Origin of the sequence: Rhizobium sp. SG570, from assembly GCF_012275345.1 — a bacterium.
GTDB classification, from domain to species: domain Bacteria; phylum Pseudomonadota; class Alphaproteobacteria; order Rhizobiales; family Rhizobiaceae; genus Rhizobium; species Rhizobium lusitanum.
Genome location: NZ_JAAZQI010000004.1, coordinates 87,980 through 102,232 on the forward strand (window position 1 = coordinate 87,980; position 14,253 = coordinate 102,232).

The window sequence follows — 14,253 nt, forward strand, 5'->3', positions numbered from 1 at the left end:
GGGACAACATGAAAGTCGTCGTTCTGGGTGCCGGCATCGTCGGCGTGACATCCGCCTATCAGCTCGCCAAGGCGGGCCACGAGGTCACGGTCGTCGACCGGCAGCAGGGGCCGGCGCTGGAGACAAGCTTTGCCAATGCCGGCGAGGTCTCCTTCGGCTATTGCTCGCCCTGGGCGGCTCCCGGCATTCCCATGAAGGCGCTGAAATGGCTGTTCATGCACCATGCGCCGCTCATCCTGCGCCCGAAGGTCGATGCCGCCATGCTGTCATGGCTCGTGAAGATGCTGTCGAACTGCACCTCGAAACGCTATGCGATCAACAAGAGCCGCATGCTGCGCCTTGCCGATTATAGCCGCATCTCGTTGGCTGCGGTTCGTGAAGAGACTGGTATCGCCTATGACGAGCGCATGCAGGGCACGCTACAGCTCTTCCGGACGCAGCAACAGCTCGATGCCTCCGCCAAGGACGTCAAGGCCCTGGCCGCCGACGGCGTCCCCTATGAAGTTCTCGACCGCGACGGCTGCATCCGCGTCGAACCGGCGCTACGGCATGTCCGCGACAAGCTCGTCGGCGGTCTGTTGACGCCGAAGGACGAGACTGGCGACTGCTTCAAGTTCACCAATGCGCTCGCCGCAAAGGCGGCGGAACTCGGCGTGCGTTTCCAATACGGCACGACGATCAAAGGGCTCGACATCCAGGGCGGCCACGCACGCGGCGTCGTTACCGAAGGTGGACGCCTGGACGCCGATGCTGTTGTCGTCGCACTCGGCAGCTATTCGCCGCTGCTGCTCAAGCCCCTCGGCATCAAGCTTCCGGTCTATCCGGTCAAGGGCTACTCCCTGACGATCCCGATCACCGACGCGTCGCGCGCGCCGGAATCGACCGTGATGGACGAGACCTACAAAATCGCCATCACCCGCCTCGGCGACCGCATCCGCGTCGGCGGCATGGCTGAGATCTCCGGTTACACCAATGATCTCGGCCTTCCCCGGCGACGGACGCTCGAACATTCCGTCACCGATCTCTTCCCCGGCGGCGATGTCGCCAAGGCCTCCTTCTGGTCGGGCCTGCGGCCGATGACCCCGGACGGGACGCCGGTGATCGGACCGACGAAGATCAAGGGGCTGTTCCTCAACACCGGGCACGGCACGCTCGGATGGACCATGAGCTCCGGCTCCGCGCGGGTCATCAGCGACCTCGTCAGCGGCCGCAAGCCTGATATCGACGCGACGGACCTTACCATCAGCCGGTACGCCTGATCTAAGGCCTTTGTTGCAGTTGGTGGCTATAGCCTGATCATCCGCGCCTCACCCTCCAGCTCCTGACCTCGAATGGCAGGATACCGGGGCCGGCATCGCGTGTCTGCGGCTCTTCCATCAGCGTGATGGCTTCGCCGATCTGCCAACCCTTTGCCGCGGTGACGGTCAAGCCACCCCGACGGCCGGCTGGCTCGTAGACGCGCAGGACAAGTCCGTCACCATCTTCAGCCGGCTTGACGGTCGAAAGCACGACCGGGGTTCCCGTTAGATCGAGTGCGGCAAATGAGGCTTCGGCCAGGTTCGAGGCAGCCGCCACAATCAACGGCTGGTTCAGATCTTCGGCTTCCTCGCGTACACCGCCGCTATGCCACTCGCCGGTATGCGGCATGAGCGCATAGGTGAAACGCTGCTCGCCTTCATCGGCCAGGGGATCCGGATAGATCGGTCCGCGCACCAGGCTGATGCCGAGCACATTGTCGCGGGCGCTATGGCCGTATTTCGCATCGTTGAGCAGGGCGACACCGAAGTCTGGCTCGCTCATGTCGATGAAGCGATGCGCGGCCGCCTCGAACATCGCCGCATCCCAGCTGGTGTTGGTATGCGTCGGCCTGCTGACGATGCCATAGGCGCATTCGAAGGTCGCCGTGCGCGAGCGGATCGCAACCGGGCTCAGCGACCGCAGCAGCGCGCGGCGGTCATGCCAGTCGACGCTGGTTTCAATATCGAGCCTTCGCGAATTGGCCGTCAAAACATAATGCTGCACGATGCTGGATTCGCGATAGCGATGCACGACCTTGATGGAGGCCCGATGCGGCCCTTCTTCGACAAGCTCGATGCTTTCCGGTTTGTCGAGGCGAATGCCGACCTCGGCATAGTCGGCATCGATGTCCCAGGCATCCCAGTTGCGCGGCTTGTCGACGGGGTAGACCCAGAGCTGGTTGGCCGGTTCCGCCAGCGCCTCGCGCCCGCTCGCCTTGTGAATGAGGCTTTGGACAGCGCCATCGGCTCCGATGACAACGGCAAGATGCTCGTTCTCCAGACGATCCGCCGTTGCTCGCAACCCTGTTGCCGGTTTCAATGCGGCTCGGTCGAACACGCGGGCTGACAGAGGCTCGATGCTGTCGGCCGTCGAAAGTATGGTGCCATCGGCAAGCACGGCGTTGAACGACCGACGATCGAGAGAGGGATTGACGACGACGAGGGCATCCGCGAGATCGCCCCTCGGCAAGAGGGACGCGATCGCGTCCATGGCTTGCCGCTGAACCGTCTTGGCATGGTCGATGACCTCGGAAAGCTCCCGCTCCGCATCCTGATAGACTTCGCGAATGCTCGATCCCGGCAGGATGTCGTGGAATTCGTTCTTCAGCGTCAGGCGCCAGTCGGCTTCCAGGCTCACCGGTTCCGCCGCCCCGGCCATATGGGCAATAGACGCCAAGGTCTCGGCCGTGATCAAGGCTCGTTCGGCCCGGCGATGCAGCCGTTTCACCCCGCTCTGGCTCGTCAGCGTGGCGCGATGCAGCTCGAGATACATTTCGCCGGACCAGGTGGGAAGGCGCTTTTCGCTGGCGGTCAAATGGGCGCTGGTAAAGAAATCCCCGACCTTGCCCCAACGCGCCTTCGGGATCGCCGGGAATGCGCGTAATTGCTCCTCACGCTCGACCATCTCCGGCGTCACGCCACCGCCACCATCGCCATAGCCGACCGCCAGCAGCGACGTGTCATGCAGCGTCTTGGCGCGGAAATTCTTCCAGGTCGGCAGGAAACAATCCGCCTGCACGAAGCCGTTATAGCCCTCCATCGGATTGTTGAAGACGTGGCTCAGGACACGGCTGCCATCCAGGCCTTCCCACCAGAAGAGATCATAGGGGAACCTGTTGGTTTCACTCCAATTGACCTTGATGGTGAAGAAGCTTTCGATGCCGCCCTGGCGCAGCAATTGCGGGAGAGCGCCGGAAAAGCCGAAGCAATCCGGCAGCCAGCATATTGTGTGGCGGGTACCGAAGGTCTTCTCGAAATAACGCTGGCCGTAGAGGATCTGGCGCACCAGGCTCTCGCCCGTCGGCATGTTCGTGTCGGGCTCGACCCACATGCCGCCGATCACCTCCCAGGAACCGTCGGCAACCCTCTCCTTGATCCGGGCAAACAAGTCCGGATCGTCGGCTTCGATCTGGGCATAGTATTGCGCGGTCGATTGGTTGAAGCGGAAATCGGGCGAACGCTCCATCAGTGACAGGGCCGTGTGGAAGGTGCGACGCATCTTGCGGCGCGTCTCGTCATAGGGCCAGAGCCAGGCAAGATCGATATGGGCATGGCCGGTCAGCAGCAACTCACCGTTTTGCGGATAGCGCTGCTGCAGGGTGCGAAGGCGAGCGAGCAATTGCTCATGGGCATCTGCCACGCTTTCGCGCTCACGGTCGGAAAGGGATGCCGGGTTCTGGACGAGCTCCGGCAATTCCCAGATTTTCCGTTGCCACTCGGCATTGGCCGTGCGCGAGATATAGGGCTCGGTCGCAGACGGCCAATCGAGGCTGCGGAGCGCCGCTTCGGCTGCATCCAAAATGTGCGGCACAGCCTCGTGTTCGCCGAGAGCACCGACCGCTTCAGCGATCTGTCGCAGTAGAAGATGCAACCGGTGCACCGGCATATCCAGCCAGGCGAGCTGCGCACGGTTCAGTTTCGGTTGCCGGTTCGGCTCGCCAAAGGGGAAACGGGCAACGCTATCGGTTGAAATCGCGAGATTGCGGCCCTTCAGCGGAAACTCCTGGTGGTAGGGATCAAGGCCGAAGCGTTCTTCCTGCCCCTCCCCGAAGTCCAGCGTGATCAGGCTCTCCCCGCCGAGATCGAGCTGCAGGCGCGTTTCGTCCAACGGCCAGCCGGCGGGCGCGCTCGCCTGTGCCGCGAAATGCACCACCCCCTTGCGACGCGGCCAGGCCTGGCCGATCGCAATCTTTTCGCCGTCGAAGCTCCAGTTCTCGATGGCGAGCGTAGCGCGTTCGCGCCAATGGCTGAGCTCTGCCGTACGTACCTTGAGGCGGTCCAAACGCTGGGCGGTCGTAAGATGCATGGCATGTCCTACATGGTTTGATGTCGACGCGGACCGGATGTGCGGCCGTGGTTTCGAATATGTGGCGCAGTTCAACGAAAAATAGGGTGATGGCGGCAGGGGTTAGCCCCCAAACGCTCGATCAGGCCGTCAAGGCAACGAGACCCGAGGCCGGCATGGGTTCTTCAGCCCTTCGCGATTGGAAACGATGATATCACCAGCCATATATCCTCCCAGGCCGACTTCGATTTCAGCGCGCATTCAACACCCTCCTCCGGCATGAAACTAGTGTAACTTAAGATGAAGGTGCGTCGGATGGCCAGCGCCAAAAGACAAAAATCCACCGCATGCGACGAAATTGCCGCAGCCAGGAAGTAAAAGCGTAAACGAGACACGACCAAGCTGTCACGATTTCGGCCGGCGACCGGGCTTCCCCGATCATCCGGCCGGCCAATCATGGCGCCATAACGAGAATGGCGCATTTTCCATGGAGAGCGGCAAGGCAGGATGCCCTGCCGTCCAGCGTCAATGCCTCGGTATTCGCGGCAGGAAGATCGTGAACAGGCCAAGCAGCGGCAGATAGGAGCAAAGCGTGTAGACGAAGGGGATGCCATGCGTGTCGGCAAAATCACCGAGCGCCGCCGCGCCAAGTCCGCCCGCTCCAAAGGCGAAGCCGAAGAAGATGCCGCCGATCAGCCCGACGCGGCCGGGGATCAGCTCCTGAGCGAAGACGACGATCGCAGGGAAGGCCGAGGCCAGCACCAGGCCGATGATGACGGTCAAGACACAGGTCCAGAACAGGTTTGCGTATGGCATCATCAGCGCGAAGGGAATGACGCCAAGGATCGAGAACCAGATCACGAAGCGCGCGCCGAAACGATCGCCGACCGGGCCACCCATGATCGTTCCGGCAGCAACCGAGCCCAGAAACAGGAACAGCATCAGCTGCGCATCACGAACATCGAGATGGAACTTGTCGATGACATAGAAGGTGAAATAGCTCGATATGCTCGCCATATAGACGTTCTTCGTCGCCGTCAGCAGGATCAGGATCGCAAGCGCCCACATCGCCTTGTTGCGCGCGATCGGCAAGTTGCGGCTGGGTGCGGGACGTGCGGCGTGCTGGCGGCGGTGATTGACATACCAGGTGCCGACCCAGCTGAGCACGATGAAGCCGATGACGGCCAGCACCGAAAGCCAAGCGACGCTCTTCTGGCCATGCTGAAGGACGAAGAAGGCGGCAATCAGCGGGCCGATCGCCGAACCGGCATTGCCGCCAAGCTGGAACAGCGACTGGGCCAGGCCATGACGGCCGCCGGAGGCCAGACGCGCCACCCGCGAGGCTTCCGGATGGAAGACGGCCGAACCGAAGCCGATGAGGCTGGCGGCAACCAGCAGCATGCCGAAACTTCCGGCATAGCCGAGCAGCAAAAGGCCCGAAAATGTGCTGACCATTCCGACCGGCAGCGAATAGGGCATCGGCCATCTATCCGTGACGATGCCGACCACCGGCTGCAGCAGCGACGCGGTGATCTGGAACATCATCGTCAACAGCCCGATCTGAACGAAATCGAGCGCGTAGTTCTCTCGGAACATCGGATAAAGCGATGTCAGCAGCGATTGCATGATGTCGTTCAACAGGTGGCAGGTGCTGACCGCCACCACAATCGAGATCGTCGTCTTTTCAAATCGGGCTTGCGCACCCGAAAATGCCGCAACCATTGGGATTCCTTCCTGCGCCGGCGACTCCTTGCCGACCATATTGTTTGATCCGCCTTTTACACGGCTTGCGGGTGACCTTCTTTCGTGTTTTGGTCCAATAGTTTCTCGATTGGGCCAAAATGGAAAAACTCTCAAAACAATTGCTGGCAACGCTCGACAACAGCCACGTGCAACATCTGCGGTGGATAGAAGACGCGAACGCCGACGTCGTCGTCCATAGTTCGGAACCACCGCAGGGCTATACCGTGCCGTGGCATCATCATCGCCGCACGCAATTGCTCTGCGTCTTTGCAGGCGTTGCGCTGATCGTTACGGCCCGAGGACGATGGATGGTGCCGCCCGGCCATGCTCTGTTCATCCCCGCCGGTCTGGAACATTCGATCGAGATCCAGAGCGATGTCAGCATGAAGTCCGTTTACGTGACGCCACGTGGCGAAATCCCGACGGATGAGGTGCCGCGCGTGGTGGAGGTGACGGATCTCGCCCGCAGCCTGTTGCTCGAAGCCATCCGGCTCAGGGAAGCGCCGGTCGGCCACCGCAAGGCCGAGCTGGTTCTGTCGCTGCTCGTCGAGGAAATCGCGACACTGCCGGAGCGGCCGCTAGGCCTCCCCTTCCCGTCCGAACGGCGGCTGACCGCGCTCTGCCGTGACTATCTCGCAAACCCGACACCGAACGCCAGATTGGACGACTGGGCCGAAAAGCTGGCGATGAGCCGCCGGACCTTCACAAGACAGTTCCGCAAGGAGACCGGCATCAGCTTTACGACCTGGCGTCAGCAGGCGAGCGTCTTCGCGTGCCTGCCACAACTCGCCGAGGGCCAGCCCGTCACCAATGTCGCGCTTGAAGCCGGATATGAGAGCGTGGCCGCCTTTACCACCATGTTCCGGCGCATGCTCGGCACTTCGCCGCGCACCTATATGGTCAACCGCTGAACTTCGATCGCCTACGACAGACAGGGCGATCGACTTGGGTGACCTCCCCCTTGAAATCATCGGGCGCTTCCGGCAAACAGCGCTGAGAGCGAGGACAAGCATATGCGGCATATCCATATCGTCGGCATTGGCACGGGAAATCCCGAGCATCTGACCGTGCAGGCGATCAACGCGCTGAATGCAACCAATGTGATCCTCATTCCCAGCAAGGGTGCCGCCAAGACGGAGCTCGCCGATGTGCGCAGGGATATCTGCCAGCGTTACGTCACCAACAAGACGACCCGCTTTGTCGACTATGACGTGCCATCGCGCCAGATTGCCGATCGCAGCTATGTGCAAAGCGTCGATGACTGGCATGAGGAGATTTCGGCGACCTATGAGCGGCTGTTTCTCGAGCACCTGGCGGAAGACGAAAGCGCGGCCTTCCTGGTCTGGGGCGATCCCGGCCTCTACGACAGCACGCTGCGCATCATCGAACGCGTCACGGCGCGCGGCAAGGTCCCGCTCGACTACAGCATCATTCCCGGCATCACCAGCATCCAGGCGCTGACTGCGAGCCACCGTATTCCCCTCAACCTCGTCGGCAAGCCGGTGCAGATCACCACGGGCCGGCGGCTGGCCGAGAGCTTTCCCGGCATCGCCGAAACAGCCGTCGTCATGCTCGACGGCGAACAGGCCTTCAGCAAAATCGACGATCCCGACGCCTATATCTATTGGGGCGCCTATCTCGGCACGAAGGACGAGATTATCATCGCCGGCAGGCTCGCCGACGTATCGGAGCGCATTCTCGCGACGCGCGCGCAAGCCCGTGCCGAGCACGGGTGGATCATGGACATCTATCTCTTGCGCAAGGGGCAGGATTTCGACGACCGCGCATAAGCACCGTCCGTGCCAAATCGTTTGCTCGCAGAAGGGGATTGTGCGAGGAAATGTCCCCTTATGTAAAGGCAGTTTCATGGTTGTGACAGACGGACAAAGGATGGAAGGGCAAGCGTGCTTCTCGCAAGAGAACATCGATCGGCTTGTCGATGTATCGCCCCTCCCCTCCATGGTCCGTGGCGCCTGCCCATCGCTGAGCACGCCGATGCAGACGGGCGACGGCCTGCTCGTGCGGCTGCGCCCGACAACGCCGGGATTGACCGTTGCGCAAGTTCGCGCGCTGGCCGAAGCCGCCGAGATGCATGGCAACGGATTGATCGAGATCACGGCGCGCGGCAATTTTCAACTGCGCGGCATGCGCCCGCAGAGCGTGGACGGGCTCGCTGCCGATATCGACCGCGCCGGCATCATTCCGGAGAGCGGCGTTACCATAGAGGTCCCGCCGCTCAATGGGCTTGATTCTCTTGAGATCGCTGACGCCCGCGATATCGTCACTCGCCTGCGAAAGGTGATCGATGCGCTTGCACCAGCGCCGCTGCTGGCGGCCAAACTCGCCATCATCATCGATGGCGGCGGACGACTGACACTGGACGGGCTTTCGGCCGATATTCGACTGCGCGCAGGAATGTCCGCCGATGGCACGCACCTTTGGACCCTTTCGATAGCGGGCACCGCCGCAACGGCAAAGCCGATTGCGGCGGCACTCTCGGACGAACAGGCGATCGCAGCCGTGATCGCGCTGTTGCAAACCCTTGGAGACGTCGGCCCTCGCGCTCGTGGCCGTGACCTTGATGCCGAGGTCCTGCGTGAGCAATTTCAATTCGATGAAGCCAAGATGGGCGACGCGCGCGGTCCATCTGTCTCCCCCGTCGGCGTCATCCAGCTCGATGAGACGCGCAATGCGCTCGGGCTGCGCCCATCCTTCGGCCAGATCCATGCAGCAGATCTTCGCCGCTTTCTTGCCGTCGCAGAGATGGCAGGCGTCAGCGAAATCCGCACCGCATGGGATCATACGCTGCTGTTGCTGGGGCTTACGCCGAGTGCGATGGAACATGTGCGCACGGTGGCGGCCAGCTGCGGTTTTAGAACCCGCGCCGACGACCCGGCAAATTACGCCATTCCCTGCTCTGGGGCAGGTGCTTGCGCATCCGCCCATTATGCCACCCGGCAAGCGGCAACGGATCTCGTTGATATCGCCCCCGAACTGCTCGACGGTTCGCTCAAGGTGCATTTGTCAGGCTGCGGAAAGGGCTGCGCCCATCCGGGCCAGACGACGCTTGTGATCGTTGGAGCTGCAACAGGCTATGGGATTGTCGTAAATGGGTCAGCATCGAGCGAGCCCGTGGCTTACATCGGTAAGGAAAAGCTAAAATCAGGACTGGCCGAGCTCGGCAGGCTGGTGCGGAACAACAAAGCTGCTGGCGAATCGGCGCAGCAGTGTCTTAAACGGCTCGGCCGGGACGCAATCGCGACGGCTTTACGACAGGAATAGAAATGCCTGACTATGACTATATCCGCGAAGGGGATGCGATTTACGAACGCTCCTTCGCGATCATCCGCAGCGAAGCCGATCTCTCGCGCTTTTCCGAGGCGGAGGCCGATGTCGCCATCCGCATGATCCATGCCTGCGGACAAGTGGAAGCAGCGCGGCATTTTCTGTTTTCGCCTGATTTCGTTATTGCAGCACGCAAGGCGCTGTCTGACGGCGCACCGATTTTCTGCGATGCCGAAATGGTCGCCCGTGGCGTTACTCGCGCCCGCCTGCCGGCTGCCAATGAGGTGATCTGCACACTGCAGGATCCGCGCACGGCAGACATCGCAAAGTCGATCGGCAACACGCGCTCGGCTGCCGCCATGCATCTTTGGACAGAGCGTCTCGCCGGCGCCGTCGTTGCCATCGGCAATGCGCCGACTGCCCTTTTCCATCTGCTGGAGATGCTGCGCGACGGCGCTCCGAAGCCCGCCGCCATCATCGGCATGCCCGTCGGCTTCGTCGGGGCAGCCGAATCGAAAGATGCCCTTTCGAAACATTCCTACGGCGTTCCCTTCGCCATCGTGCGGGGCCGGCTCGGTGGCAGCGCCATGACGGCAGCCGCTCTCAACGCCCTGGCGAGGCCAGGCCTATGAGCGCGCCTTCGAGCGGCCAGTTGATCGGCGTCGGCACTGGCCCCGGCGATCCGGAATTGTTGACCGTCAAGGCCGTCAGGGCCTTGGAGCGCGCCGACGTCGTCGCCTATTTCGCCAAGCAGGGCAGAGGCGGCAACGGAAAGGCCATCGTCGGCGAACTGCTGAAAGCGGATGTAACGCTGCTGCCGCTCTACTATCCGGTCACGACAGAGATCGATAAGGACGCACCGGAATATGGCAGGCAGATCACCGCCTTCTACGACGCTTCGGCCGAGATGGTGGCCGCGCATCTGCGGGAAGGAAAGACCGTTGCGGTCCTCAGCGAAGGCGATCCGCTCTTTTACGGCTCCTACATGCATCTGCATGTCCGCCTTGCCGATCGCTTCCCGACCGAGGTCATCCCCGGCGTGACCGCCATGTCCGGCTGCTGGTCGCTCGCCGGCCTGCCGATGGTGCAGGGAGACGACGTTCTCTCCGTTTTGCCGGGAACGATGAAGGAGACCGAACTGGTCCGACGCCTCGGTGACACCCAGGCAGCCGTGATCATGAAGGTCGGCCGCAATCTGCCGAAGATCCGCCGCGCCCTTGAAGCCGCCGGACGCCTGGAGGAAGCCATCTATGTCGAACGCGGCACGATGACGAACGGGGCGATGACGCCGCTCGCAAGCCGCGACGACGCCGAAGCTCCCTATTTCTCGCTGGTGCTGGTTCCGGGTTGGGAAAGCAGGCCATGAGTGGGCGCCTCTATGTCATCGGCACCGGCCCCGGCAATCCCGCGCAGACGACGCCGGAGGCGTTGGCCGCAGTCACGGACGCCACCGAATTCTTCGGCTACGGCCCCTATCTCGATCGCCTGACGCTGCGCGCCGACCAGATCCGCCATGCCTCGGACAACCGCGAGGAGCTGGACCGCGCCAGGGCGGCGCTGCAGCGGGCGGCGACCGGAGCCAATGTCTGCGTCGTCTCGGGCGGCGACCCCGGCGTCTTTGCCATGGCGGCTGCTGTCTGCGAAGCGATCGATCATGGGCCGGAGGAGTGGCGTGCCATCGATCTCGTCGTCGTGCCGGGAATTACCGCCATGCTCGCCGTTGCCGCACGCATCGGCGCCCCGCTCGGCCATGATTTCTGCGCGATTTCGCTGTCGGACAACCTGAAGCCCTGGCCCATTATCGAAAGCCGGCTTCGTGCGGTCGCAGAAGCCGGGTTCGTCATCGCGCTCTATAATCCGATCAGCAAGGCACGGCCCTGGCAGCTCGGCGCAGCCTTCGAAATCCTGCGCACCATACTGCCTGCTGATACGCCGGTTATTTTTGGACGTGCCGCCGGCCGGCCTGACGAGCGCATGGCGGTGGCGCGGCTTGCCGATGCCGAGGCATCGCAGGCCGATATGGCGACCTGCGTCATCATCGGATCGGCCGAGACGCGTGTCATAGCACGCAAAGGACGCGCGGATCTGGTCTATACGCCGCGTTTCATCAGGGAAGATGCGAAATGATCGACCCGATTGAGCGCAGCTTCGAGTGTTTCGACCGCCGGCAGGCCGGTTGTCTCGGCGCGTTGGATCATGATCACCTTGATGCCGAGCTGCCGCGCCGCCTCAATCTTCGCATAGGTCGCCGCGCCGCCACTGTTCTTGGCGATGATCACCTCGATGCCATGCCTGCGCAGCATCTCCAGCTCGCCCTCCAGGCGAAACGGCCCCCTGCTATGGATGTAGCAGACATTGGGCGCCGTCAGCGGCGGCTCGACGGGATCGACGCTACGGACCCAATAGTGGTGTTGAGGAGCAGTATCGGCATAACAAGCCTCCTGCCGTCCGGTCGCCAGGAACACCCGCAACGAGGTCGCACCAAGTGCCGCGATGGCTTGCGGGACACTCTGCACGGAAACCCAGTCATCTCCTTCGACAGGCGTCCATGCCGGCCGGCGCAGGGCAAAGGCTGGAACACCGCTCTGAGCCGCCGCTTGTGCGGCATTGGCGGAGATGCGGGAGGCGAAAGGATGAGTCGCGTCGATCATCAGATCAATGGCTTCGTCACGCAGATAGCGGGCAAGACCCTCTGCGCCGCCGAAGCCGCCGCTGCGCACTGGAACCGGCTGCGGAGCCGGATCGGCGGTTCGGCCTGCGAGCGACAGGACAACATCGAGATCGGCGCGGGAGGCGAGTGCCGCCGCGAGCGAGCGGGCCTCGGTCGTGCCGCCCAGGATCAGTATGCGGGCCTTGCCCATGGCTGAGACACCTTCAATTCAACGCTGGCTCACTCTTATCGGCATCGGCGAGGACGGTCCAGCCGGCCTTGGCGACGAAGCCAAGCGTCTGATTGCTTCCGCACCGGTCGTCTTCGGCGGCGCGCGCCATATCGAATTGATGCAGCCGCTGATCACAGGCGAGGCGCATACATGGCTGAGCCCCTTCGAGAAGTCGGTGGAAGCGGTGCTCGCACACCGCGGCATGCCGACCGTCGTTCTCGCCTCGGGTGATCCCTTCTTCTATGGCGTCGGCGCGACGCTCTCGCGGCATATTCCCGCCTCTGAAATGAGCGTCATTCCGGCACCCTCGTCTTTCAGCCTTGCCGCTTCGCGCCTCGGCTGGCCCTTGCAGGATGTCACCGTTCTTTCGCTGCACGGACGTTCGATCGACCTCATCCGTCCGCATCTGCACCCGGGTCGCAGGATCCTGGCGCTGACATCGGATGGCAAAGGCCCGGTCGATCTGGCTGCCCTGTTGCTTGCGGTGGGGTTTGGTCAGTCAACGCTAACGGTTCTCGAGGCGCTCGGCGGCCCGCATGAGAAGGTCTCGCAGCAAAAAGCCGCCGACTTTGCTCTTGTCGATATCAACGATCTCAATATCTGCGGCATCGAGGTCAAGGCCGACGCGAACGCCCGCATCCTTCCGGTAAGCGCCGGTCTTGCCGATGAGCTTTTCGAACATGACGGCCAGATCACCAAGCGGGAAATCCGCGCGATGACCCTATCGGCGCTGGCGCCACGGCGCGGCGAACTGCTGTGGGACATCGGCGCGGGCTCCGGCTCGATCGGCATCGAATGGATGCTTGCCGATCCCTCGCTGCGCGCCATCGCGATCGAGGCCTCGGGCGAGCGTGTCGCTCGCATCCGCCGCAATGCCGGGGCTTTCGGCGTACCGGGTGTGACCATTATCGAGGGAGAGGCGCCGGGTGCCCTTGCGGGATTGCCGACACCGGATGCCATTTTCATCGGCGGCGGCGGCAGCGATGCGGGCGTGCTCGATGCTGCCATCAGCCGGTTGAGACGCGGTGGACGGCTGGTCGCCAATGCGGTCACGACCGAAATGGAAGCCGTCCTGCTTGCCGAGCATGCACGGCGCGGCGGCTCCCTGACCCGCATCGATATCGCCCGCGCAGCGCCCGTCGGCCGCATGACCGGCTGGCGGCCGGCCATGCCGGTGACGCAATGGTGCTGGATCAAGCCATGAATAGAGACGAGGTAGAGCAATGACGGTGCATTTCATCGGCGCAGGCCCAGGTGCCGCGGACCTGATCACGGTGCGCGGCCGCGATCTGATCGGCAAATGCCCGGTCTGCCTCTATGCCGGCTCGATCGTTTCGCCGGAATTGCTGCAATATTGCCCGCCCAGCGCACGTATCGTCGACACGGCGCCGCTGTCGCTCGACGAGATCGAGGCCGAATATCTGAAAGCTGCCGCCGCTGGCGAGGATGTCGCCCGCCTGCATTCCGGCGACCTTTCCGTCTGGAGCGCTGTCGCCGAACAGATCCGCAGGCTTGAGCAGCACGGCATCGACTATACGCTGACCCCCGGCGTTCCGGCTTTCGCAGCCGCCGCCTCCGCGCTCGGACGCGAGTTGACCATCCCGGCCGTTGCGCAGAGCCTCGTTCTCACCCGTGTTTCCGGTCGTGCCTCGCCGATGCCGAACAATGAGACATTGGAAAGATTCGGCGCCACCGGCGCGACGCTCGCCATCCATCTGGCGATCCATGCGCTCGCAAAAGTCGTCGAGGACCTGACGCCGCTTTACGGTGCCGATTGCCCGGTTGCGATCGTCGTCAAGGCCTCCTGGCCGGACGAGCGGATCGTTCGCGGCACGCTCGCCACGATCGAGGCGCAGGTGGCGGCAGAGCCGATCGAACGGACCGCGCTCATTTTTGTCGGCCCATCGCTTGGCGCCAGCGATTTTCGCGAGAGCTCGCTCTATGACCCGACCTACCAGCGCCGCTTCCGTGGTCGGCAATAGAGCGCTTCCCTCGCTCCGTTAAGACCGAAGCGCTCGAGAGCGCCGGGACACCGTTGCAA

General features: G+C 62.9%; 13 protein-coding genes. 9 read left to right on the forward strand and 4 right to left on the reverse strand.

All coding sequences use genetic code 11. The features are described from left to right. Positions 1 to 8 precede the first annotated feature (8 nt). Positions 9 to 1,259, forward strand: coding sequence for a D-amino acid dehydrogenase (locus FHT28_RS10340; RefSeq protein WP_168596179.1), 1,251 nt, complete (start codon positions 9 to 11; stop codon positions 1,257 to 1,259). A 37-nt stretch (positions 1,260 to 1,296) separates the two neighbouring features. On the opposite strand, the gene FHT28_RS10345 is transcribed toward FHT28_RS10340, so the two are convergent. The 3 genes from FHT28_RS10345 to FHT28_RS10355 all read right to left on the reverse strand — a co-directional run bounded on the left by FHT28_RS10345 (position 1,297) and on the right by FHT28_RS10355 (position 6,024). Further along, positions 1,297 to 4,323, reverse strand: coding sequence for a glycoside hydrolase family 38 C-terminal domain-containing protein (locus tag FHT28_RS10345; protein ID WP_168596180.1), 3,027 nt, complete (start codon positions 4,321 to 4,323; stop codon positions 1,297 to 1,299). Positions 4,324 to 4,487: 164 nt separating this feature from the next. Next, a complete protein-coding gene (locus FHT28_RS10350) occupies positions 4,488 to 4,784 on the reverse strand; it encodes a hypothetical protein (RefSeq protein WP_168596181.1) in 297 nt (98 codons plus the stop codon). A gap of 43 nt (positions 4,785 to 4,827) precedes the next feature. Continuing rightward, entirely contained in the window at positions 4,828 to 6,024 is a 1,197-nt protein-coding gene (locus tag FHT28_RS10355) for an MFS transporter (RefSeq protein WP_168596182.1), read from the reverse strand. A 119-nt stretch (positions 6,025 to 6,143) separates the two neighbouring features. Between FHT28_RS10355 and FHT28_RS10360 the strand changes: the two genes are divergently transcribed. The 6 genes from FHT28_RS10360 (at position 6,144) to FHT28_RS10385 (ending at position 11,457) form a co-directional block, all read left to right on the forward strand. Further along, the gene (locus FHT28_RS10360; protein WP_037192706.1) at positions 6,144 to 6,956 is read left to right on the forward strand and encodes a helix-turn-helix transcriptional regulator; all 813 of its coding nucleotides are present in this window, start codon (positions 6,144 to 6,146) and stop codon (positions 6,954 to 6,956) included. Between the two features lie 102 nt (positions 6,957 to 7,058). Continuing rightward, positions 7,059 to 7,835: a precorrin-6A synthase (deacetylating) gene (gene cobF / locus FHT28_RS10365; RefSeq protein ID WP_168596183.1), complete on the forward strand. Its 777-nt coding sequence runs from the start codon at positions 7,059 to 7,061 to the stop codon at positions 7,833 to 7,835. Positions 7,836 to 7,935: 100 nt separating this feature from the next. Continuing rightward, positions 7,936 to 9,327 (forward strand): precorrin-3B synthase, encoded by a 1,392-nt coding sequence (cobG, locus tag FHT28_RS10370; RefSeq protein ID WP_246704839.1) that lies wholly within the window; start codon positions 7,936 to 7,938, stop codon positions 9,325 to 9,327. 2 nt (positions 9,328 to 9,329) lie between these two features. Continuing rightward, a complete protein-coding gene (locus tag FHT28_RS10375; RefSeq protein ID WP_168596185.1) occupies positions 9,330 to 9,962 on the forward strand; it encodes a precorrin-8X methylmutase in 633 nt (210 codons plus the stop codon). Beyond that, positions 9,959 to 10,696, forward strand: coding sequence for a precorrin-2 C(20)-methyltransferase (locus tag FHT28_RS10380; RefSeq protein ID WP_168596186.1), 738 nt, complete (start codon positions 9,959 to 9,961; stop codon positions 10,694 to 10,696). The genes FHT28_RS10375 and FHT28_RS10380 overlap by 4 nt, the downstream gene beginning before the upstream one ends. Then, a complete protein-coding gene (locus FHT28_RS10385; RefSeq protein WP_168596187.1) occupies positions 10,693 to 11,457 on the forward strand; it encodes a precorrin-3B C(17)-methyltransferase in 765 nt (254 codons plus the stop codon). The genes FHT28_RS10380 and FHT28_RS10385 overlap by 4 nt, the downstream gene beginning before the upstream one ends. Here the strand turns inward: FHT28_RS10385 and FHT28_RS10390 are convergent. Beyond that, positions 11,421 to 12,191: a cobalt-precorrin-6A reductase gene (locus FHT28_RS10390; protein WP_168596188.1), complete on the reverse strand. Its 771-nt coding sequence runs from the start codon at positions 12,189 to 12,191 to the stop codon at positions 11,421 to 11,423. The two genes, FHT28_RS10385 and FHT28_RS10390, sit on opposite strands and share 37 nt — an antisense overlap. Between FHT28_RS10390 and cbiE the strand changes: the two genes are divergently transcribed. Both cbiE and cobM read left to right on the forward strand, forming a co-directional pair. Beyond that, the gene (gene cbiE, locus FHT28_RS10395) at positions 12,175 to 13,416 is read left to right on the forward strand and encodes a precorrin-6y C5,15-methyltransferase (decarboxylating) subunit CbiE (protein ID WP_168596189.1); all 1,242 of its coding nucleotides are present in this window, start codon (positions 12,175 to 12,177) and stop codon (positions 13,414 to 13,416) included. The two genes, FHT28_RS10390 and cbiE, sit on opposite strands and share 17 nt — an antisense overlap. A gap of 19 nt (positions 13,417 to 13,435) precedes the next feature. Then, positions 13,436 to 14,194, forward strand: coding sequence for a precorrin-4 C(11)-methyltransferase (gene cobM / locus FHT28_RS10400; protein WP_168596190.1), 759 nt, complete (start codon positions 13,436 to 13,438; stop codon positions 14,192 to 14,194). The last annotated feature ends 59 nt before the right edge of the window (positions 14,195 to 14,253 follow it).

What these genes read in the sequence shown, in the direction of transcription:
- FHT28_RS10355 (WP_168596182.1), bottom strand. Translation starts at nt 6,024, where the DNA reads ATGGTTGCGGCATTTTCGGGTGCGCAAGCCCGATTTGAAAAGACGACG.
- FHT28_RS10360 (WP_037192706.1), top strand. Translation starts at nt 6,144, where the DNA reads ATGGAAAAACTCTCAAAACAATTGCTGGCAACGCTCGACAACAGCCAC.
- cbiE (WP_168596189.1), top strand. Translation starts at nt 12,175, where the DNA reads ATGCGGGCCTTGCCCATGGCTGAGACACCTTCAATTCAACGCTGGCTC.
- FHT28_RS10385 (WP_168596187.1), top strand. Translation starts at nt 10,693, where the DNA reads ATGAGTGGGCGCCTCTATGTCATCGGCACCGGCCCCGGCAATCCCGCG.
- FHT28_RS10345 (WP_168596180.1), bottom strand. Translation starts at nt 4,323, where the DNA reads ATGCATCTTACGACCGCCCAGCGTTTGGACCGCCTCAAGGTACGTACG.
- cobG (WP_246704839.1), top strand. Translation starts at nt 7,936, where the DNA reads ATGGAAGGGCAAGCGTGCTTCTCGCAAGAGAACATCGATCGGCTTGTC.
- FHT28_RS10350 (WP_168596181.1), bottom strand. Translation starts at nt 4,784, where the DNA reads ATGCGCCATTCTCGTTATGGCGCCATGATTGGCCGGCCGGATGATCGG.
- FHT28_RS10390 (WP_168596188.1), bottom strand. Translation starts at nt 12,191, where the DNA reads ATGGGCAAGGCCCGCATACTGATCCTGGGCGGCACGACCGAGGCCCGC.
- FHT28_RS10340 (WP_168596179.1), top strand. Translation starts at nt 9, where the DNA reads ATGAAAGTCGTCGTTCTGGGTGCCGGCATCGTCGGCGTGACATCCGCC.
- FHT28_RS10375 (WP_168596185.1), top strand. Translation starts at nt 9,330, where the DNA reads ATGCCTGACTATGACTATATCCGCGAAGGGGATGCGATTTACGAACGC.
- cobF (WP_168596183.1), top strand. Translation starts at nt 7,059, where the DNA reads ATGCGGCATATCCATATCGTCGGCATTGGCACGGGAAATCCCGAGCAT.
- FHT28_RS10380 (WP_168596186.1), top strand. Translation starts at nt 9,959, where the DNA reads ATGAGCGCGCCTTCGAGCGGCCAGTTGATCGGCGTCGGCACTGGCCCC.
- cobM (WP_168596190.1), top strand. Translation starts at nt 13,436, where the DNA reads ATGACGGTGCATTTCATCGGCGCAGGCCCAGGTGCCGCGGACCTGATC.